General features: G+C 73.0%; 18 protein-coding genes and 2 tRNA genes. 19 read left to right on the top strand and 1 reads right to left on the bottom strand.

The annotated features are described in order from the left end of the window. Nucleotides 1-83 precede the first annotated feature (83 nt). The 18 genes from GV155_RS13365 (at nucleotide 84) to GV155_RS13280 (ending at nucleotide 16,945) form a co-directional block, all read left to right on the top strand. A complete protein-coding gene (locus GV155_RS13365) occupies nucleotides 84-1,760 on the top strand; it encodes a CHAP domain-containing protein (protein WP_160008678.1) in 1,677 nt (558 codons plus the stop codon). A 57-nt stretch (nucleotides 1,761-1,817) separates the two neighbouring features. Continuing rightward, nucleotides 1,818-2,417 (top strand): mycothiol-dependent nitroreductase Rv2466c family protein, encoded by a 600-nt coding sequence (locus GV155_RS13360; protein WP_160008676.1) that lies wholly within the window; start codon nucleotides 1,818-1,820, stop codon nucleotides 2,415-2,417. 96 nt (nucleotides 2,418-2,513) lie between these two features. After that, complete coding sequence (locus GV155_RS13355) at nucleotides 2,514-3,710, top strand: N-acetylmuramoyl-L-alanine amidase (RefSeq protein WP_160008674.1); 1,197 nt, start codon at nucleotides 2,514-2,516, stop codon at nucleotides 3,708-3,710. 25 nt (nucleotides 3,711-3,735) lie between these two features. Continuing rightward, nucleotides 3,736-5,547, top strand: a complete 1,812-nt coding sequence (metG, locus tag GV155_RS13350) for a methionine--tRNA ligase (RefSeq protein WP_160008671.1) — start codon at nucleotides 3,736-3,738, stop codon at nucleotides 5,545-5,547. 20 nt (nucleotides 5,548-5,567) lie between these two features. Next, nucleotides 5,568-6,137: a hypothetical protein gene (locus GV155_RS13345; RefSeq protein ID WP_236554314.1), complete on the top strand. Its 570-nt coding sequence runs from the start codon at nucleotides 5,568-5,570 to the stop codon at nucleotides 6,135-6,137. 14 nt (nucleotides 6,138-6,151) lie between these two features. Then, nucleotides 6,152-7,078, top strand: a complete 927-nt coding sequence (locus tag GV155_RS13340) for an alpha/beta hydrolase (protein ID WP_160008669.1) — start codon at nucleotides 6,152-6,154, stop codon at nucleotides 7,076-7,078. Nucleotides 7,079-7,090: 12 nt separating this feature from the next. Beyond that, nucleotides 7,091-7,600, top strand: a complete 510-nt coding sequence (locus GV155_RS13335) for a ribose-5-phosphate isomerase (protein WP_160008667.1) — start codon at nucleotides 7,091-7,093, stop codon at nucleotides 7,598-7,600. Nucleotides 7,601-7,604: 4 nt separating this feature from the next. After that, on the top strand, nucleotides 7,605-8,468 hold the full coding sequence (locus GV155_RS13330; protein WP_160008665.1) for an Fpg/Nei family DNA glycosylase: 864 nt from the start codon (nucleotides 7,605-7,607) through the stop codon (nucleotides 8,466-8,468). A gap of 34 nt (nucleotides 8,469-8,502) precedes the next feature. Next, complete coding sequence (locus GV155_RS13325) at nucleotides 8,503-9,624, top strand: PP2C family protein-serine/threonine phosphatase (protein ID WP_160008663.1); 1,122 nt, start codon at nucleotides 8,503-8,505, stop codon at nucleotides 9,622-9,624. A 73-nt stretch (nucleotides 9,625-9,697) separates the two neighbouring features. Next, a tRNA-Gly gene (locus GV155_RS13320) sits at nucleotides 9,698-9,771 on the top strand. Nucleotides 9,772-9,826: 55 nt separating this feature from the next. Next, nucleotides 9,827-9,902: transfer RNA gene (locus GV155_RS13315), tRNA-Pro, on the top strand. Between the two features lie 51 nt (nucleotides 9,903-9,953). Beyond that, a complete protein-coding gene (gene tig / locus GV155_RS13310) occupies nucleotides 9,954-11,438 on the top strand; it encodes a trigger factor (protein WP_160008661.1) in 1,485 nt (494 codons plus the stop codon). Between the two features lie 53 nt (nucleotides 11,439-11,491). Beyond that, nucleotides 11,492-12,694, top strand: a complete 1,203-nt coding sequence (locus tag GV155_RS13305) for an esterase/lipase family protein (RefSeq protein WP_160008659.1) — start codon at nucleotides 11,492-11,494, stop codon at nucleotides 12,692-12,694. Nucleotides 12,695-12,701: 7 nt separating this feature from the next. Continuing rightward, complete coding sequence (locus tag GV155_RS13300; RefSeq protein ID WP_160008657.1) at nucleotides 12,702-13,259, top strand: SRPBCC family protein; 558 nt, start codon at nucleotides 12,702-12,704, stop codon at nucleotides 13,257-13,259. A 52-nt stretch (nucleotides 13,260-13,311) separates the two neighbouring features. Further along, a complete protein-coding gene (locus GV155_RS13295; RefSeq protein WP_160011338.1) occupies nucleotides 13,312-13,917 on the top strand; it encodes an ATP-dependent Clp protease proteolytic subunit in 606 nt (201 codons plus the stop codon). A 4-nt stretch (nucleotides 13,918-13,921) separates the two neighbouring features. Continuing rightward, complete coding sequence (locus tag GV155_RS13290) at nucleotides 13,922-14,536, top strand: ATP-dependent Clp protease proteolytic subunit (protein ID WP_160008655.1); 615 nt, start codon at nucleotides 13,922-13,924, stop codon at nucleotides 14,534-14,536. An 86-nt stretch (nucleotides 14,537-14,622) separates the two neighbouring features. Beyond that, nucleotides 14,623-15,906 carry an ATP-dependent Clp protease ATP-binding subunit ClpX gene (gene clpX, locus GV155_RS13285; protein ID WP_160008653.1) on the top strand — a complete coding sequence of 428 codons (1,284 nt, stop codon included), beginning with the start codon at nucleotides 14,623-14,625 and terminating at the stop codon, nucleotides 15,904-15,906. Between the two features lie 148 nt (nucleotides 15,907-16,054). Beyond that, on the top strand, nucleotides 16,055-16,945 hold the full coding sequence (locus tag GV155_RS13280; RefSeq protein WP_160008651.1) for a hypothetical protein: 891 nt from the start codon (nucleotides 16,055-16,057) through the stop codon (nucleotides 16,943-16,945). A 93-nt stretch (nucleotides 16,946-17,038) separates the two neighbouring features. Here GV155_RS13280 and valS read toward each other — a convergent pair whose 3' ends face one another. Then, nucleotides 17,039-19,666: a valine--tRNA ligase gene (gene valS, locus GV155_RS13275; RefSeq protein ID WP_160008649.1), complete on the bottom strand. Its 2,628-nt coding sequence runs from the start codon at nucleotides 19,664-19,666 to the stop codon at nucleotides 17,039-17,041. A 64-nt stretch (nucleotides 19,667-19,730) separates the two neighbouring features. Between valS and GV155_RS13270 the strand changes: the two genes are divergently transcribed. Further along, a complete protein-coding gene (locus GV155_RS13270; RefSeq protein ID WP_160008647.1) occupies nucleotides 19,731-20,624 on the top strand; it encodes a GNAT family N-acetyltransferase in 894 nt (297 codons plus the stop codon). Nucleotides 20,625-20,654: the final 30 nt, after the last annotated feature.

The following is a 20,654-nucleotide window of genomic DNA, read 5'->3' as shown; positions in this document are numbered from 1 at the left end:
GGGGCGGCTGTGATGCATGGGAAAGTTGAGAAAATTGTCGCGTGTCGGCGTGTCGGTGCTTGACATGTGATTCCCTCCACCCTGTGACCCCCACGTCCAGCGTTCCCCGCACCCGCCCCGACGCCCTGCTGCGGCTTCTCGTCGCGGGCGTGCTCGCCCTCGCGCTCGGCGCGTCGACCCTGCTGCCGGTCGCCGGCACCGCCGCGGCGAAGGAGGCGGTCACCAGCAGCAGCAGCTCGTACCTCTGCACCGGCTACGACGCCTGCGCACGCGCCGGCTACGGCCACGCGGGCTACAAGGAGCGCGGTGGGACGATGTACTGGAACATGTACTCCGGCCACAACTGCACCAACTACGTGGCGTACCGGATGGTGCAGGCGGGCATGCCGAACGTGCGCCCGTGGTCCGGCAGCGGCAACGCGATGTTCTGGGGCACCTCGAACTCCTCGAAGACCGACCGCACGCCCGAGGTGGGGGCGGTGGCCTGGTTCCGGGCGAACCGGTCCGGCGTCTCGGGCTCCGCCGGTCACGTCGCCTACGTCGAGCGGGTCGTCAGCCCGACCGAGATCATCGTCAGCGAGGACAGCTGGGGCGGCGACTTCCACTGGCGCCGCTACAGCGTGGCGGCCGGCACCTGGCCCGACGGGTTCGTCCACTTCGTCGACAGCACGCCGGCGCTGGCGAACAAGACCGTGCCGAAGCTCGGCGGCACCCCCCAGGTCGGCGCGTCACTGGCCAGTGGCCGTGGCACCTGGAGCAACCGGGTCGACGGCGTCTCCCGGCAGTGGCTGGTCGACGGCGACGCCGTCACCGGCGCCACCGCGAAGCGCTTCACCCCGCGGCCCCGCGACTTCGGCAAGACCGTCGCCCTGCAGGTGACGGCCCGCAAGGACGGCTTCGAGCCGGCCACCGCGGTCTCGCAGCGCAGCGCCGCGGTCAAGCGCGGCCGCTTCGCGACCACCGCGCCCGTGGTCACCGGCACCCCCGAGGTGGGCGAGGTGCTGACGATGACGCCGGGCACGATGACGCCGGAGCCGGGACGCACCGAGGTCTCGTGGTTCGCCGACGGGGAGCTCGTGGAGGGGGCCACCGGGCCGCGTCTGACGGTGACCGAGGAGCTCCAGGGCGCCCGCCTGGTGGCCGGCGTCGACGGGTTCGGCAAGGGCTACGTCCCCGCCCGGACGCGGTCGGTGCCCACCGAGGCCGTGGCGGCCCCGTCGGTCGAGGTCGTCGAGCCGGCCCGCGTGGACGGCACGCCGCTGCTCGGCGAGGAGCTCGCCGTCGACCCGGGCACCTTCGCCCCGGCGCAGGCCGAGGTGCGCTACCGGTGGTTGCGCGACGGGACCCGGATCAAGGGCGCCCGCGAGGCGACCTACCCGGTCCGGGTGCGCGACGTCGGCACGTGGCTCTCGGTCGAGGTCGAGCTGGTCCGGTCCGGCTACCGCCGCACCACGCAGGTGGTCGAGGTCGACCGAGCGGTGCGGACCACCCCCGAGCTCGAGGTGGTGACCTCCGGCCGGGCCCGCAAGGCCGTGGTCACCCTCGCGCTGGACGCCCCGGGCGTGGACGCGCCGACCGGCGAGGCGCTGGTCACCGTGGGCGGCCGCCAGGTCCCCGCCACGGTGGTGGACGGCGCCGCGCGCGTCGTCGTCGAGCCGCTGCGCGCCGGCGAGCGCACGGTCCGGGTCGACTTCCTCGGCTCGGAGCTGATCGAGCCGACCTCGGTCGAGGTCCCGGTGACCGTGCTGCCGGCACGCTGAGCACACCCGTCGTCGGGCGCGCGGGAATAGCGCGCGCCCGACGACGGCTGCACCGGCATGACGAAAGCCGACTTCTGGTTCGACCCGCTCTGCCCGTTCGCCTGGATCACCTCGCGCTGGATGCTGGAGGTGGAGCAGGTCCGTGACGTCGACGTCACCTGGCACATCATGAGCCTCGGCTACCTCAACCAGGACAAGGAGATCCCCGAGGAGTACCGCAAGGCGCTCGAGGGCGCCTGGGGCCCGGTCCGCGTGGCGATGGCGGTGCAGCAGCAGCACGGTCGCGAGCACCTCCTGCCGCTCTACACCGCGATGGGCACCCGCATCCACGACCAGGACCGGGGCCGCGACAAGCCGGTGATGGTCGAGGCGCTCGCCGAGGTGGGCCTGCCCGTCGAGCTGGCCGAGGCCTTCGACGACACCTCCTACGACGAGGCCATCATCACCTCCCACCACGAGGGCATGGACCAGGTCGGCGAGGACGTCGGCACGCCCACCATCGCCATCGACGGCGTCGCCTTCTTCGGCCCGGTGATGACCCGGATCCCGCGGGGCGAGCAGGCCGGTGCGATCTGGGACGGCGCGGTGGCGATGGCCTCCTACCCGCACTTCTTCGAGCTCAAGCGGTCCCGCAACGAGGCGCTCGACTTCAGCTGACGGGTCGCCCCGGTCGCCGCCCGGACCCTCGGCGCGCCGCGCCGGGGGTGTGACGGGTTGGACGGATGTTGCTGGTGTGACGCATGATCAATCACCATGGACCTCCCGTCTCCCACCCGACGCACCGTCACCGTGGTCGCGACGGCGACCGTCGGCGCCCTCGTCGCCGTGCCCGTCATCGACGCCCTCTCCGGCGGGGGCGACGACCCCGGGACCGGTGACGGCGCCGCCCGGGCCCGCCTGTCGGGCGGTCGCACCGGCGTCGCCCTGACCACCGGTCCCGGCGGCGTCCGCGCCGCCGACGTGCCGCTGTCCTCGCTGGCCGCCGGGTCGGCCCGACGCAGCACGGGCGCCGCGGGGCTCGAGACCAGCACGGTCGAGACCGACCCGTTCTCCATGGTCGGGGTGACCTGGCGGGGCGACGAGACCACCGTCGAGGTGCGGACCCGCCCGGTCGGGTCGGGCACCTGGGGACGCTGGCGCACGTTGCGCTACCAGCACGACGGCCCCGACCCCGACAGCGGCGAGGGCGACCCCACCCTCCGGGCCACCGAGCTGACCTGGGTGGGTGCCAGCGACGCCCTCCAGGTCCGCACCAGCGGCGCCGCGACGGACCCCGCCCTGGCCCTCCTCGAGCCCGAGGTGCTCACCGCGCGGGCCCTGCCCCGCACGTCGACCCGGGGGAAGGGCCTGCGCCCGGCCATCCGGTCGCGCCGGGACTGGGGCGCCGACGAGGGGCTGCGCAGCGGGTCGCCGACGATCGACAGCACGATCCGGCAGATGCACGTGCACCACACCGTCAACTCGAACTCCTACGACCGGGCCGACGTGGCAGGCCTGATCCGCGGCATGTACCGCTACCACACCCAGAACCTCGGGTGGTCCGACATCGGCTACAACTTCCTCGTCGACCGCTACGGCCGGGTCTGGACCGGCCGCGCCGGCGGCGTCGAGCGCCCGGTGCGCGGCGCCCACACCCTCGGCTTCAACACCGACTCCTTCGGCGTCGCGGTGATCGGCAACTTCGAGGAGGGGCCGCCGAACAAGCGCATCATCAAGGGCCTGGCCAAGATCGCGGCGTGGAAGCTGCACAAGCACGGCCGGCACCCCCGCGCGCGCACCCGCGTCACCTCCTCGGGCAGCGACCGGTACGGCCCCGGCCAGCGGGTGCGGCTGCGCGTGATCGACGGTCACCGCGACACCAACGAGACCGCCTGCCCGGGCAGCGCGCTCTACGGGCGGCTGAAGTGGGTGCGCCGTCGGGCCGCCGGGAGGATCCAGCGGCTGGGCTGAGCAGGCGGGTCCCTAGGATCGCGGCATGAGCCACGTCCTGTCCGCCGTCGCCTGGCCCTACGCCAACGGCCCCCGCCACATCGGCCACGTCGCAGGCTTCGGAGTGCCCTCCGACGTCTTCAGCCGCTACATGCGGATGGCCGGCCACGACGTCCTGATGGTCTCCGGCACCGACGAGCACGGCACGCCGATCCTGGTCGCCGCCGACGCCGAGGGCGTCAGCGCCCGGGACCTCGCGGACCGCAACAACGCGGTGATCGTGCAGGACCTGCACGACCTCGGGCTCTCCTACGACCTGTTCACCCGCACCACGACGGGCAACCACTACCTGACGGTGCAGGAGATGTTCCGCACCGTGCACCGCAACGGCTACCTGGTCGAGCAGACCACCCAGTCGGCGATCAGCCCCTCGACCGGACGCACCCTGCCCGACCGCTACATCGAGGGCACCTGCCCGATCTGCGGCTACACCGAGGCCCGCGGGGACCAGTGCGACAACTGCGGCAACCAGCTCGACGCCACCGACCTGGTCGCGCCCCGCTCCAAGATCAACGGCGAGACGCCGTCCTTCGTCGACACCCAGCACTACTTCCTCGACCTGCCCGCGCTGGCCGACGCGCTGGGGGAGTGGCTCGACGAGCGCGAGGCCACCGGGCTCTGGCGCCCCAACGTGATCCGGTTCAGCCAGAACATCCTGAAGGAGATCCGCCCCCGCGCGATGACGCGCGACATCGACTGGGGCATCCCCGTGCCGGGCTGGGAGGACCAGCCCACCAAGCGGCTCTACGTCTGGTTCGACGCCGTGATCGGCTACCTCTCGGCCTCGATCGAGTGGGCCCGCCGCCAGGGCACGCCGGAGGCCTGGCGCGACTGGTGGAACGACCCCGAGACCCTGGCCTACTACTTCATGGGCAAGGACAACATCGTCTTCCACAGCCAGATCTGGCCCGCCGAGCTGCTGGCCTACGACGGGCGCGGGGAGCGCGGCGGCGAGCCCGGGACATACGGCGACCTCGTGCTGCCCACCGAGGTCGTCTCCTCGGAGTTCATGACCATGGAGAGCAAGCAGTTCTCGACCAGCCGCGGCCACGTGATCCTGGTCGGCGACATGCTGACGCGCTACCAGCCGGACGCGCTGCGCTACTTCATCTGTGCCGCCGGCCCCGAGACCTCCGACTCCGACTTCACCTGGGCCGAGTTCGTGCAGCGCACCAACTCCGAGCTGGTGGCCGGCTGGGGCAACCTGGTGAACCGGACGGCCACGATGATCGCCAAGAGCTTCGGCGAGGTCCCGCCCCGCGGACCGCTCGAGCAGGTCGACGAGGACGTGCTGGCCACCGTGCGCGCCGGGTTCGACTCCGTCGGCGGGCTGATCGGCCGGCACCGCCAGCGCGCCGCGATCGCGGAGGCGATGCGCTGCGTCGGCGAGGTCAACAAGTACCTCACCGTCACCGAGCCCTACAAGATGAAGGACGAGGCGCAGCGCGAGCGCCTCGGCACCGTCCTGCACGTCGCCGCGCAGTGCGTCCTGGACTGCAACCTGCTGCTCGCGCCGTTCCTGCCCCACGCCGCGAACCGGGTGTGGGCGGTCTACGGCGGCGAGGGAGAGCTGGTGCCGATGCCGCGCATCGAGCAGGTCGAGGACCTCGACCCGGGCGCCGGCGCCGGCCTCGGGCCGTACCCGGTGATCACCGGCGACTACACCGCCACGCCACGCTGGGAGTCCCGTCCGGTCGTTGTCGGGACGCCGGTCGCCAAGCCGACCCCGGTCTTCACCAAGCTCGACCCGTCGGTCGTCGAGGAGGAGCGGGAGCGTCTCGCCACGCGCGAGGGCTGAACCGGCCTAGGATCACCGCCGTGACCGCCTCGATGTACCTGCCCTCGTTCTTCGTCAAGCAGAAGATCGCGATGACGACCAACCGCTACGAGCTCTACGCCGCCAACCCCGACGGCTCGTTCGGCGCGCTGATGGGCCTGGCCGAGCAGAAGCGGCTGGCGTTCAAGGAGCAGGTCACGTTCTTCGAGGACGCCTCCAAGACCCGCCCGGTGTTCGCGTTCAAGGCGCGCAAGCGGGTGGACCTCAACTCCGGCTACGACGTCACCGACGAGGCCGGCGCACCGCTGGGCTTCTTCCGCAAGGACTTCGGGGCGAGCCTGCTCCGCTCGACCTTCCACCTCGAGGGGCCGGGGTACGCCGGGACCGGTCAGGAGCGGAGCCTGCCGGTCGCGATCATCCGGCGCGTCACCGACCTGCCGTTCCTGCCGATCCACTTCGACTTCGTGGCCCCCGACGGCGCCCCGCTGCTCTCCGTCACGCGTCAGGGCTCGGTGCGCGACAAGTACACGGTCACGGTGCCGCACCCCGAGGTCGACTTCCGCGTCGCCGCCGCGGTCGCGGTGGCGCTCGACGCCCTGATGGCCCGCTGAGCGGGCGGACCCCGATGGCGCTGCACCCCCAGGCCCGGGCCGCGCTGGCGGCGGCCGCCGGCGACGTCCCGGTCCGGGACCCGGCCTTCGACGTCGACCGTGCCCGGGCCGAGTCCCGGGCCGCCGCCGCGGCCGAGCCCCGCGAGGACCTGCCCCACGTCGAGGACGTCGACGCGGGCGGCGTCCCGTGCCGGCTCTACCTGCCCGTCGACCCGGACGACGCCCCGGTGGCCGGGCTGGTCCTGCACCTGCACGGCGGCGGCTTCGTGCTCAACGACGTCGAGGTCCACGACGCCGCCAGCCGGCGCCTGGCCCGCTCCAGCGGGCACGCCGTGCTCAGCGTCGACTACCGGCGCCCGCCCGAGCACCGGTTCCCCGCAGCGCCCGACGACGTCGACGCGGTGCTGTCCTGGCTGGCCGCCGAGGGGCCCGCGCGTGGGCTCGACGTCCCGGTCGTCGTCCACGGCGACAGCGCCGGCGCCAACCTGGCCCTCGTCGCGGCGCTGCGCCACCCCGGCCGCTTCGCCGCGACCGTGCTGATCTACCCCTTCCTCGACCCCACCGGCTCGTTCCCGTCCTTCCGCCGCGAGACGCACGGCTTCGACCCGCGCGACGCCGACTGGTACTGGGCGCAGTACGCCGCGTCGCCGGCCGACCTCGCCGACCCCGACCTCGCGCCGCTGCTCTCCGACCACCTCGCGACGCTGCCCCCGACGCTGGTGCTCACCGCCGAGCACGACCCGCTGCTCGACGAGGGGGAGCACCTGGTCGCGCTGCTGGCCGAGGCCGGTGTCGAGGTGACCGGCACCCGCTACCTCGGGATGCTGCACGGGTTCTGGCGGCACCCGGCGGCCTACGACGCCGCGACCACGGCCGTGCAGCAGGTCGGTGCCTTCGTCGCGCACCACCTGCCCACCACCCGTCCGGCACCGGGGGCCTGAGAGGATCGAGCCATGCGCGTCCACGTCGGATCCGACCACGCCGGGCTCGAGCTCAAGGACCACCTGCTGGCCTGGCTCGCCGACCACGGCTTCGAGGGCGTCGACCACGGGCCGTTCGCCTACGACGCGCTCGACGACTACCCCGTCTTCTGCCTGCGCGCGGCCGAGGCCGTCGCGACCGAGCGGGCCGAGGGCCGCGACAGCCTGGGCGTGGTGGTCGGTGGCTCGGGCAACGGCGAGCAGATCGCGGCCAACAAGGTGCGGGGCGTCCGCTGCGCGCTGGCGTGGTCGGAGGAGACCGCGCGCCTGGCCCGGCAGCACAACGACGCCACGGTGGTCTCCGTCGGCGGGCGGCTGCACCCGCTCGAGGACATGACCCGCTTCGTGGAGGTGTTCCTCGCCGAGCCGTTCAGCGGCGACGAGCGCCACGTGCGCCGCATCGAGCAGCTCGCGACCTACGAGACCGGGGGCGGGCTGCCGCCGCTGCCGGCCTCCGCACGACCCCCCGCAGAGCAGGGCTGAGGACGTGCCCGAGGGCCACACCCTCCTGCGGCTCGCGCTCGACCTCGACGCCGCCTTCGGCGGCCGCCACGTCTCCGTCACCAGCCCGCAGGGCCGCTTCGAGGAGTCCGCGGCGATCCTGGACGGCCGGGTGCTGCGCGCCGCCGAGGCCACCGGCAAGCACCTGTTCCTCGACTTCGACGAGGAGGACGTCGTGCACGTCCACCTCGGCCTCTACGGCAAGCTGCCGGTCCACGCGGGACTGCCCGGCCTGGACGCGGTGCCGGGCCCCGTCGGAGCGGTCCGGATGCGTCTGGTCGCCGACGGCGCCGACGGGCACGGCGCCGGCACGGCGTACGGCGACCTGCGCGGCGCCACGCAGTGCGCGCTGGTCACCTCCGCCGAGCGGGCCGCCGTGCTCGACCGGATCGGGCCGGACCCGCTCAAGCCGGACGCCGACCCGGACCGGGCCTGGCAGCGGATCCGCCGCAGCCGGGCCCCGATCGGGGGTCTGCTGATGGACCAGTCCGTGCTGGCCGGCGTCGGGAACGTCTACCGGGCCGAGGTGCTCTTCCGGCAGCGGCTCGACCCGATGCGCCCCGGCCGGACCCTGCGGGTCAGCCAGTGGCAGGCGGTGTGGGACGACCTGGTCGAGCTGATGGCCGCGGGTGTCCGCAGCGGGCGGATCGAGACGCTGCGCCCCGAGGACCGTGCTGCGGCCCGCCAGCGGCCGGCCCGACGGCGTACCGGTCAGCACTACGTCTACCGCCGCGACGGGCAGGAGTGCCTGGTCTGCGGGGCGACGGTGCGGACCAAGGAGCTCGCGGCGCGGAACCTGTTCTGGTGCCCGCGTTGCCAGCCCGTGTTCCGCTCCCGCGCCGTAGGGTGAGCGCTCCCAGCGAGCGAGCGGAGGCCGTGCCGCGATGAGCACCCCGACCCGGGACGTGCGCCCGGAGCGCCTGCTCGCGCCCCGGAGGGGGTTCCGCTCGCTGCGCCGGCACGGCGTGAGCCCGGAGACGCGTCTCTCGCTCGGCCTCGGTGCGCTGTCGACCGTGGTGGCCCTGCTCGTGGTGGCCTTCTACGGGATCATGCCGTTCACCAGCCTGATGGTCCCGCTGCTGGTCGGCAGCATCTTCCTCGGCCCCCGCACGCTGCCGTGGTTCGTGATCTACCTGATGGTGCTGCTGACCGCGCAGGTCGCGCTCGTCGGGAACTCCGGACCGCGCATCGTCGGCCCGACCACGGTGCAGTTCACGATGGGGCTGATCGTGCTCTTCACCTCCTTCCGCCGCTCGCAGCTCGGCGTCGGCGGCCTGCGGGGGGAGTCGATGCTGGTCGACCTCCGCGACCGGATCCTCACCCAGGGCGGCATCCCGGCGCTGCCCGCGGGGTGGCAGGTCGACTCCGCGATCCACTCCGCGGGAGGCACGCCCTTCGCGGGGGACTTCGTGGTGGCCACCCGGGTCGACGACCCGGGCCGCCCCGAGCTGCCCGGCCGTCTCGAGCTGGTGGTCGTGGACGTCTCCGGCAAGGGTGCCGACGCCGGCACCCGCGCGCTCCTGCTCTCCGGCGCCTTCGGCGGCCTGCTCGGGGCCACGCGTCCCGACGGGTTCCTGCCCGCGGCCAACGACTACATGGTGCGCCAGGACTGGGACGAGGGCTTCGCGACCGCCGTGCACCTCTCCCTCGACCTCGCCACGGGGCGCTACGAGGTCCGCTCCGCCGGCCACCCGCCGGCCCTGCACCGCTCGGCCGGGTCCGGCCGGTGGGGGCTGCTGGACAGCGAGGGACCCGTGCTCGGGCTGATCGAGGGAGCGGACTTCGTGGCGGCGTGCGGCGTGGTCGGCCCCGGCGACAGCCTCCTGCTCTACACCGACGGCATGGTCGAGGAGCCCCGGCGCGACATCGACCTGGGCATCGACCGGCTGCTCGGCGCCTCGGAGCAGATGCTCCGGGCCAGCGTGGACGGGGCCGCGACCCGGCTGGTGACCGCGCTCGGATCACCCGACGACGACCGGGCGATGATCGTGGTCCACCGCTCCTGAGCCGGACCCGATTGGGTGCCGTCCCGGCGTTGTGCGAGGATTCCCGGGGTGTACGGGGCCCGATCCCGCGCCGGCGGATGTAGCTCAATGGTAGAGCCCCAGTCTTCCAAACTGGCTACGCGGGTTCGATTCCCGTCATCCGCTCCAAGGAGCTGCCGGACGACCTGTGCGGGTGACCGCGCAGGCGGCCAGGGCCTCTTGGCGGGGCGTAGCGTAGTGGCTAGCGCGCCTGCTTTGGGAGCAGGAGACCGCAGGTTCGAGTCCTGTCGCCCCGACCACCGTCCCAGCACCACCCACCCGAGCACACCTGAACACCGAGGAGACAACCTGTGAAGAGCGCCGTCGAGACCTTGACCCCGACCCGGGCCAAGCTGACCGTCGAGGTGCCCTTCGAGGAGCTCAAGCCGAGCCTCGACGCGGCCTACAAGAAGATCGCCCAGCAGATCAACGTCCCCGGCTTCCGCCGGGGCAAGGTCCCTGCCGCCATCATCGACCGGCAGGTCGGCCGCGAGGCCGTGCTCCAGGAGGCCGTGCAGGACCTGGTGCCGCAGAAGTACATGGAGGCGCTGCAGGAGAACGACCTGCAGCCGCTGGCCCAGCCCGAGATCGAGGTCACCAACCTCGCCCCGGACGAGCAGCTGGAGTTCACCGCCGAGGTGGACGTCAAGCCGACCATCGAGCTGCCGGAGTACGACGGCATCGAGGCCAGCGTCGAGGACCTCGAGGTCAGCGACGCCGACGTCGAGGAGCAGGTCGCCGCGCTGCGTGAGCGCTTCGGCACCCTCTCCGACGTCGAGCGCCCCGCAGCCGACGGCGACTTCGTGGTCATCGACCTGCTCGCCACCCAGGGCGGCGAGGCCGTCGAGGGCGCCGAGGTCAGCCAGATGAGCTACCAGGTCGGCCGCGGCGGCATGATCGAGGGCCTCGACGACGCCCTCGTCGGGCTGTCGGCCGGTGACGACAAGGTCTTCACCACGCAGCTCGTCGGTGGCGACCTGGTCGGCGAGGACGTCGAGGTGAGCGTGCGCGTCAGCCAGGTGCAGGAGCAGGAGCTGCCCGAGCTCGACGACGACTTCGCGCAGGAGGCCTCGGAGTTCGACACCTACGAGGAGCTCACCGAGGACGTCCGCGGCCGGCTGCGCAACGGCAAGCGCCTCGAGCAGGCCGCCGCCGCGCGCGACGCCGTCCTCGAGGTCCTCCTCGACAAGGTCGACGTCCCGCTGCCGGAGTCCGTCGTGGCCGAGGAGCTCACCGCCCGCCGCCAGAGCGTCGAGCAGCAGCTCGCCCAGGCCGGGATGACGATGCAGGCCTACCTCGACGACGAGGGCCAGACGGTCGACGAGTTCGAGGCCGACCTGGAGAAGCGGGTCCGCGACGCGGTCGCCGCCCAGTTCATCCTCGACGAGATCGCCAAGAAGGAGGAGCTCGGCGTCGACCAGAACGAGCTCTCCCAGCACCTCGTGCGTCGCGCGCAGCAGTCCGGCCAGGACCCGCAGGAGTTCGCGAACCACATGTTCGCGCACAACCACATCCCCGACCTGGTCCAGGAGATCCTGCGCGGCAAGGCGCTGGCCTCCATCGTCGAGTCCGCCACCGTCACCGACGAGTCCGGCAACGTGGTCGAGATGCGGAACCTGCGCCCCGACGGCAGCATCGCCTCCGCCGAGGAGGTCGCCGCGGCCGAGGCGGCCGAGCAGGACGCCGCCGGCGACGAGACCGCCGACGAGACCGTCGAGGACAGCGCCGCCGAGGCCGAGCCCGCCGAGGGCGACGCCACCGAGGACGACGCCACCGAGGACGACGCCGAGAAGTGAGCCGCCGACCGGTCCGGTGCACATCTGTGCACCGGATCGGTTAGCGTGGTGGCATGAGCTCCGCCGCCCCGGGTGCGTCCGTGCTGGACGCGTTGTCGCTGCTGGCGCAGGTCGCCGACGAGGTCGTCGTGCGCAGCGCCCGCGACACGCACCTGGCGATCGCCGACCGGGTGCGCTGCGTGACCCGCAAGGCCACCTTCGGTGCCTCCACCGTGCCCGAGGTGGCCCACCGCAGCATCGCCTCGGCGGTGTACGCCGGCATCGGTGCCGGCCTGCAGGTCACCTCGACCGGCCTGGACCGGCTCGCCGCGACCGGCGTCGGGCCCCGGCTGGAGGACCACCCGCGCGGTCGGTTCCTGGCCTCGGCCGTCAACGGGCTGATCGGGGACCGGCTGCTCCGGGAGCGGCCGCAGATGGCGATCCCGCTGGCGGTGCGCGTGCGGCACCGTGACGTCGAGCCCGACCCGGCGCCGCTGGCCGAGGCGTTCCCGGCGGCCACCGGGGACCTCGTGGTCTTCCTGCACGGGCTGTGCGAGAGCGAGGAGGCCTGGGACCTCCACCGCGAGAGTGTGGGCACGACCTACGGCGAGGCGGTGGCCGCCCGCGGCTGGACGCCGCTCTTCCTGCGGCTCAACTCCGGGCTGCCGCTGCGGGAGAACGGCGTCGCGCTCGCCGCCCTGATGCAGCGCCTGGTCGAGGCCTGGCCGGTCCCGGTGCGCCGGGTGGTCCTGGTGGGCCACTCCATGGGTGGTCTGGTGGTGCGGGCCGCCGGTGCCGTGGCCGCCGCCCCGCCGGAGTCGGGACGGCCGTGGGCGGACCTGGTCAGCGACGTCGTCACCCTCGGCACGCCCCACCTCGGCGCTCCGATCGCGTGGGGGGTCGGCCACGGCTCGCGCGGGCTGGGGCTGCTCCCCGAGACCGCGGCGTTCGGCCGCATCCTCGACTGGCGCTCCCAGGGCGTGCACGACCTGGTGGCCGGCCTGACCGCCGACGTGCCGCCCTGGCCGCACGCGCGCTACCACCTGGTGGCCGCCACCCTGACCCGCGAGCAGCGTCACCCGGTGGGCGACCTGGTCGGCGACGTCCTGGTGCGGCCGCGCTCGGCGTACGGCCGGGACCGTCGCGGCGCGGAGCTCTTCCCGGGCGCCGACGTGCTCCACGTCGGCGGCACCGACCACTTCGGCCTGCTCAACCACCCCGACGTCCACGCCGCCCTGGGCCGGTGGCTCGACGCCGCCGGGGCCGGCCGGGGATGATCGCGCGATGACCTCCGACCCCGCCGCGTCCACGTCACCCGACCCGTCACCCGCTGCCCGCGAGCTGCGCGCGGAGCGGGTGGTCGACGCCCCGCCCGCGGTCGTCTGGGCCACGGTGTCCGACGTGGCGCGGATGGGGGAGTGGAGCCCGGAGCTGGTCACCATGCGCGCGCTGCTGCCGGGCGGGCTGCGGGTCGGGCAGCAGTACCTCGGGATCAACCGGCGCGGGGCCGTGGTCTGGCCCAGCCGGTCGGTGGTGGCCGAGCTGGAGCCGGGGCGCCTGCTGTCGTGGGACACGCGCACCAGCGGCGCCCGCTGGATCTGGGAGCTGGAGCCGACCGACGACGGCCGGACCAGGGTGGTGCACCGCCGGCCCGTGCCCCGGGGGCTCACCGGGCTCAGCCGGCTGGCGGCGCCGCTGCTGCTGGGCGGCAGCGACGCCCACGCCGACGAGCTCGAGGCGGGCATGGCCCGCACGGTCGAGCGGATGGGCGCCGCGGCGTCCGCGTCCGCTGTTGGCGAACAGGGGTGGATCACCCGTGGTTCGGGGCCCGACGCGGGCTAGTGTCGGCCGGGTGAACGACTACGAGACCCGACCTGGCGAGGGCCTCCCGCAGATGAACGGCGGGGCAGGGCTCAACGTGCTCGACGACCACATCTACCAGCGGCTGCTGCGCGAGCGGATCGTGTTCCTCGGCTCCGAGGTGCGCGACCAGAACGCGAACGCGATCTGCGCCCAGCTGCTGCTGCTCTCGGCCGAGGACCCCGAGGCCGACATCTTCCTGCACATCAACAGCCCCGGTGGCTCCGTGGACGCCGGCATGGCGATCTACGACACCATGAACTACATCCCCAACGACGTCGCGACCGTCGGGATGGGCCTGGCGGCCTCGATGGGACAGTTCCTGCTCTGCGCCGGCGCGAAGGGCAAGCGCTACGCCCTGCCGCACGCGCGGATCATGATGCACCAGCCCTCCTCGGGCATGGGCGGATCCGCCTCGGACATCAAGATCCAGGCCCAGCAGTCGCTGCACATCAAGAAGGTGCTCCTCGACCTCATCGCCGAGCACACCGGCCAGGACATCGACCAGGTCATCGCCGACGCCGACCGGGACCGCTGGTTCACCGCCGAGCAGGCCATGGAGTACGGCCTGGTCGACAAGGTGGTCAAGAACGCCCGCGACGCCGCCGACGAGGGCCGCCCGGCCCACACGAAGGACTGACGACATGAACTACTACATCCCCCAGTGGGAAGAGCGCACGTCGTACGGCGTGCGGCGCATCGACCCCTACGGCAAGCTGTTCGAGGACCGGATCATCTTCCTCGGCACCCCGATCTCCGACGACATCGCGAACGCGGTGATGGCCCAGCTGCTGTGCCTGGAGTCGCTGAACCCCGACCAGGACATCCAGATCTACATCAACTCCCCGGGCGGCTCCTTCACGGCGCTCACCGCGATCTACGACACGATGCGGTTCATCAAGCCCGACGTGCAGACCGTGTGCCTGGGGCAGGCCGCCTCCGCGGCCGCGATCCTGCTCGCGGCGGGGGCCCCCGGCAAGCGCCTGGCCCTGCCCAACAGCCGGATCCTGATCCACCAGCCCTACACCGAGGGCACCTTCGGCCAGACCTCGGACATCGAGATCCAGGCCAACGAGATCCTGCGCATGCGCGAGCTGCTCGAGAAGATGATCAGCGAGCACAGCGGCCAGGACATCGAGCAGGTCAGCCGCGACATCGAGCGCGACAAGATCCTCACCGCAGCCCAGGCCAAGGACTACGGCCTCATCGACGGTGTCCTGGACTCACGCAAGGGCACGCCGGCACTCGCCGGCACCTGAGCACCGCCCCCGTGTCACCCGCCGGTCCGGGGGTGGCACGGGGTACCGTTCGATGGTTGTACGTCCGTCTAGAGGGGAGATCGCCGGTGGCCCGGATCGGTGACGGGGGTGACCTGCTGAAGTGCTCCTTCTGCGGGAAGAGCCAGAAGCAGGTCAAGAAGCTGATCGCCGGCCCCGGCGTGTACATCTGCGACGAGTGCATCGACCTGTGCAACGAGATCATCGAGGAGGAGCTGAACGAGGGCTCCGAGGTCGGTCTCGAGGAGCTGCCCAAGCCGAAGGAGATCTTCGACTTCCTCAACTCCTACGTCATCGGGCAGGAGCAGGCCAAGAAGTCCCTCGCGGTGGCGGTCTACAACCACTACAAGCGGGTCCAGGCCGGCGTCGCGCCGGCCGGGGGCAAGCACAGCAAGGACGAGGTCGTCGAGGTCGCCAAGTCCAACATCCTGGTGATCGGTCCGACCGGGTGCGGCAAGACGTACCTCGCCCAGACCCTCGCGCGGATGCTGAACGTGCCGTTCGCCATCGCGGACGCCACGGCGCTGACCGAGGCCGGCTACGTCGGCGAGGACGTCGAGAACATCCTGCTCAAGCTGATCCAGGCCGCCGACTACGACGTCAAGAAGGCCGAGACCGGGATCATCTACATCGACGAGATCGACAAGGTGGCCCGCAAGGCGGAGAACCCCTCGATCACGCGTGACGTCTCCGGTGAGGGCGTGCAGCAGGCCCTGCTGAAGATCATCGAGGGCACCAGCGCCTCGGTGCCTCCGCAGGGCGGGCGCAAGCACCCGCACCAGGAGTTCATCCAGATCGACACCACCAACATCCTCTTCGTGGTGGGCGGCGCCTTCGCGGGCCTCGAGCACATCGTCGAGCAGCGGGTCGGCAAGAAGTCCCTGGGCTTCACCGCCGAGGTCCGCGGCCAGGCCGAGCGCGAGGCTACCGACCTGCTGTCGCAGGTACGCCCCGAGGACCTGACGAAGTTCGGCCTGATCCCCGAGTTCATCGGCCGCCTCCCGCTGATCGCCAGCGTCAACAAGCTCGACCAGGAGGCGCTGGTCCAGATCCTCACCGAGCCGCGCAACGCGCTGGTCAAGCAGTACAAGAAGCTCTTCGAGCTCGACGGCGTCGAGCTGGAGTTCACCGACGAGGCGATCCTCGCCATCGCCGACAAGGCCATGGAGCGGGGCACCGGCGCCCGTGGGCTGCGCGCGATCATCGAGGAGGTCCTCCTCTACGTCATGTACGACGTGCCGTCGCGCGCCGACGTCGCCAAGGTCGTGATCACCCGCGAGGTGGTCGACGACGAGGTGCCTCCGACGTTGGTGCTGCGCGAGGCCGAGACCAAGAAGAAGAAGTCGGCCTGAGCCTCCGCACGGTCCCGGGTCGTCCCGGGTGCGTCGGCTGCTAGTCACTTCGAGTCATTTCTCCCGTTCTGGTCTGCGGGGGCCCGAGGTCGCGAGAGGATGTTCCCGGGTCCTCACGACCTCATGACCTGCGGGGGCAGCGGACGAGATGAGCAAGAACCAACGAGCACCGTTCCTGGTGTTCTGCATGGTGGCGGTGCTGTGCGGCTTCGTCATGGTCGCGACGGCGTCGCGTGGCGACGGGTCGCGGACCCCGGGGGTGCCCTTCGACGGGCGCGCCTACGCCACCGAGCTGATCCAGCGCACCCCGCTCGGCGGGTCCCTGCTGCAGGAGTCCGGGCCGGCCGACGTGCCCTGGGAGGTGCCCGCCGAGGACGGCGCGGGGTCGGTCGTCGACACCACGGACACCACGGACGGTTCGCTGGCCGCGGGTGAGCCGCCGATGACGGCCGCCACCGGCGCCGCGGCCGCGACCGCCGGCGAGTGGTCCGCGCCGGACGCGACCTCGGGCGGACCCGCGGGCCGTGGGCCCGCAGCCTCCGGTGCGGGCTCCCCGGCCGACCCGGGATCCTCCGGTCAGGGGCCTGCGGGCTCCTGGTCCGCCTCGACGGACGGAGCCGGTGGTGCGGACGTGGCCGACGACGGCGGCGAGGACGCCGGGGACGACGACACGTCGGCCGAGGGGCCCGACCAGTCCGCCGGCCCGACCCCGGCGCCCGGGCCGGCCCCGGCCGCACCCGGGTCGCCGCCCGTGAAGGGCGCCCCGACCCTCGGCGCGCCGGACGGTGGCGGCGACGACGGCTCCGACGAGGGCCCCTCGGTCGGCGAGAGCCCGGCACCGCCGCCGGCACCGGGGGCCCCGGCCCTGCCCACGCTGCCGATCGTGCCGCCGACCCCGCCGATCGTGTGCGAGCCGCGCGTCGAGGAGGAGGGGCCGACCGTCGTCCCGGTCGAGCCCGCGGTCCCGGCAGAGCCCGCCGCGCCTGCGGAGCCCGCGGAGCCCGCCGTACCGACGGAGCCGGCCGCGCCCGTCGCCTGACCACACGACCCCTGCCGGTACGACAGCAGCGGATCACTGCCACCAGGTGGCAGTGATCCGCTGCTGTGTCTCCCGGGCGGTGCTCCGCCGGGCTCAGCCCTGTGGGGCCTCGGGCGCCTCGGGGGCGACCTCGGCCGTGACCAGGATGTCGGTACGGCTGTCGTCGCCGACGAAGGTCATCTCACCGGTCACCCGGCCCGTGGCCCGCAGGTCGCGCTCGGCGGTCGCGGCGGCGTCGACCAGCTGCTGCGGGCCGCGCACCTCGACCCGCGACAGCGGGGTGCGCATCGAGACCTTGGCCTGGGACTTCGCGCCGCGGATGCCGGTCAGCGTGGCGGCGACGGCCTCCAGGGACGAGGCGTCGGCAGCGGCGGGCGCGCCGAGGTCGGCCACGACCGGCCAGGCGGCGCGGTGCACCGAGCCCGGTCGCCACCACGACCAGACCTCCTCGGTCACGTAGGGCAGGAACGGCGCCAGCAGCCGGAGCTGGACCTCGAGCGCCAGTGCGAGCGTGGCGCGGGCCGAGGCGGTGGGGGAGCCACCGTCCTCGGCGTAGGCCCGCTCCTTGACCAGCTCGAGGTAGTCGTCGCAGAACTCCCAGAAGAAGCGCTCGGTCACCTCGAGGGCGGTGGTGTAGTCGTAGGCCTCGAAGGCGTCGGTCGCGCGGGTCACCACGCCGGCCAGCCGGCCCAGCAGCGCGCAGTCGACCGGCTCGGCGACCTCGAAGGCGTTCAGCGAGGTGGCGCCGACGTTGCCGAGCACGAACCGCGAGGCGTTGAGGACCTTCATCGCCAGCCGGCGTCCGACCTTCATCTGGCTCTCGTCGAACGGCGAGTCCAGGCCCGGGCGCGACATCGCGGCGCGCCAGCGGACGGCGTCCGCACCGAACCGGTCGAGGATGTCGGTCGGGACGACGACGTTGCCCTTGGACTTCGACATCTTCTTGCGGTCGGGGTCGACCACGAAGCCGGAGATCAGCGCGTGGCTCCAGGGGGCGACGCCGTTCTCGAAGTGCGCGCGCACGACCCGCGAGAAGAGCCAGGTCCGGATGATGTCGTGGGCCTGGGTGGCCAGGTCCATCGGGAAGACCCGCTCGAACAGGTCGGGGTCGCTCTCCCAGCCGCCGGCGATCTGCGGGGTCAGCGAGGAGGTGGCCCAGGTGTCCATCACGTCGGGGTCGCCGACGAACCCGCCCGGCCTGCCGCGCGTCGACTCGTCGTACCCGCGCGGGGCGTCGGTCGAGGGGTCGACCGGCAGCTCGGCCTCGCTCGGCATCAGCGGGTGGGCGTGGTCGGGCTCGCCGTCGTCGTCGAGGGGGTACCAGACCGGGAACGGGATCCCGAAGAACCGCTGCCGCGAGATGAGCCAGTCGCCGTTGAGCCCGCCGACCCAGTTGTCGAAGCGGTGCCGCATGTGGGTGGGGACCCAGGTGATCTCGGCGCCACGCTCGAGCATCTCGGTGCGCAGGCCGACGTCGCGGCCGCCGTTGCGGACGTACCACTGCCGGGTGGCGACGATCTCGAGCGGCTTGTCGCCCTTCTCGTAGAAGTTCGCCATCCGCTGCGTCGGTCGCGGGTCGCCGTCGAGGTCGCCGGCCTCGCGGAGCAGCCGCACCGTCTCCTCGCGGGCCGAGAAGACGGTCTTGCCGGCCAGCCCGTCGTACGCCCCGGCGCCGTCGCCCTCGAGCCAGGCGGGGGTCTCGCGCAGGAAGCGGCCGTCGCGACCGATCACGGTGCGCACGGGCAGCTGCAGCTCGCGCCACCAGGTGACGTCGGTGAGGTCGCCGAAGGTGCAGCACATCGCGATGCCGGCGCCCTTGTCCATCTCCGCCGCCGGGTGGGCCAGGACCGGGATCTCGACGCCGAAGACCGGCGAGGTCACCGTGGTGCCGACCAGGTCGGCGTACCGCTCGTCGTCGGGGTGCGCGATCAGTGCCACCGCGCTGACGATCAGCTCGGGGCGGGTGGTCTCGACGTGGACCGGGGTGCCGTCGGCACGGTGGTAGGCCACGCGGTGGTAGGCGCCCGGGTAGTCACGGGCCTCCAGCTCGGCCTGGGCCACGGCGGTCTGGAAGGTGACGTCCCAGAGCGTCGGCGCCTCCTGGAGGTAGGCCTCGCCGCGGGCGAAGTTGCGCAGGAACGCGCGCTGGCTGGCGACCTGGGCCTTCGGCCCGATGGTCGTGTAGTGCTGGCTCCAGTCCACCGACAGCCCGAGCCGGCGCCACAGCGCCTCGAAGACCTGCTCGTCCTCGACGACGAGGCGCTCGCACAGCTCGACGAAGTTCGGCCGGCTGACCGGAACCTGCTTCTTGGGGTCGGGCTTCTCGGGAGGCGTGAAGTCGGCGTCGTAGGGCAACGACGGGTCGCAGCGCACGCCGTAGTAGTTCTGCACCCGGCGCTCGGTGGGCAGGCCGTTGTCGTCCCAGCCCATCGGGTAGAACACCGACTTGCCCTGCATCCGCTGGTAGCGCGCGATCAGGTCGGTGTGGGTGTAGGAGAAGACGTGCCCGACGTGCAGGCTCCCGCTCACCGTGGGCGGCGGGGTGTCGATCGAGAAGACGTTGCTGCGCGGCTGGGTGCGGTCGAAGGCGTAGGTGTCGTCGGCCTTCCAGCGCGCCGACCAGGTCTCCTCGAGGCCCTCCAGGGCCGGCTTGTCCGGTACGACGACGGCACCGCGCGCGGTGCTCGTCGGGTCCGGGGCCTGCTGCTGGGTGTCGGTCATGACGACCAGCCTACGGTCGGGAAACCCGGTGCGCCGCCGCAGGTCCGCGTCCTAGCCTCGACCGGTGGACACCGCCGAGCCGCACACCCTGACCTTCACCGAGGACCCCGTCTCGTTCCTGGAGCAGACCGCGGCGCTGCTGGCCGCCGAACCGGTCCTGACCACGGTGCTGTCGTCGTGGACCCGCCGGGCCGCGGCCGGCGAGGTCGCACCCCCGTCGCCCGGCGTCCCGCGGTGGTGGCTGGCGGTGCGCGGACCGGACGGCGAGCCGGTCTCGGCGGCGATGCGGACGATGCCGCACCCGCCGTACGCCCCCTGGGTGCTGGCGATGCCCGACGAGGCCGCCGTCTCGCTCGCCCGCGCCCTGCACGACCGCGGGGAGGAGCTGGCGGCGGTGAACGGAGCGCTGCCGACCGCGCGGGTGGTCGCCGAGGAGACGGCACGGCTCACCGGTCGGACGGCGCGGGTCGCCGAGCACCAGCGGCTGCACGTGCTGGGGGAGCCGCGTGCTCCCCGTCCGACGACCGGGGCGCTGCGTCCGGTGCGGGAGGACGAGCTGGACGAGCTGGCGCGGTGGTGGTCGTCCTTCGGTCTCGAGGTGGACCTGGCCGCCGGGCGCGCCCCCGACGCCGGGCACCCGGCGGATCTCGACGACCTCCGGGCCCGGGTGCGGGCCGGCACCCAGTGGTGGTGGGAGGACGAGGGGCGCCCGGTCTGCCTGGTCGGGGCCAACCCGCCCGCCGACGGGGTGGCCCGGATCGGCCCGGTGCTGACGCCCACCGTCCTGCGCGGGCGGGGGTACGCCGGCAACGCCGTGCACCAGGTCGCAGCAGCGCTGCGGGCCGGCGGCTCGCAGGTGTGCCTGTTCACCGACCAGGCGAACCCGGTCTCGAACCGGCTCTACGCCGGGCTCGGGTTCGAGTCGTACGCCGACACCGCGGCGCTGCGCGTGGAGTGAGCCAGCGGGCGTGCTGGCCGCGGGGCGTAC

Source organism: Nocardioides sp. AX2bis (assembly GCF_902506435.1).
GTDB lineage: Bacteria > Actinomycetota > Actinomycetes > Propionibacteriales > Nocardioidaceae > Nocardioides.
Note: the sequence above shows the minus strand (reverse complement) of the source record. Positions and strands in the feature narration are given on the sequence as shown.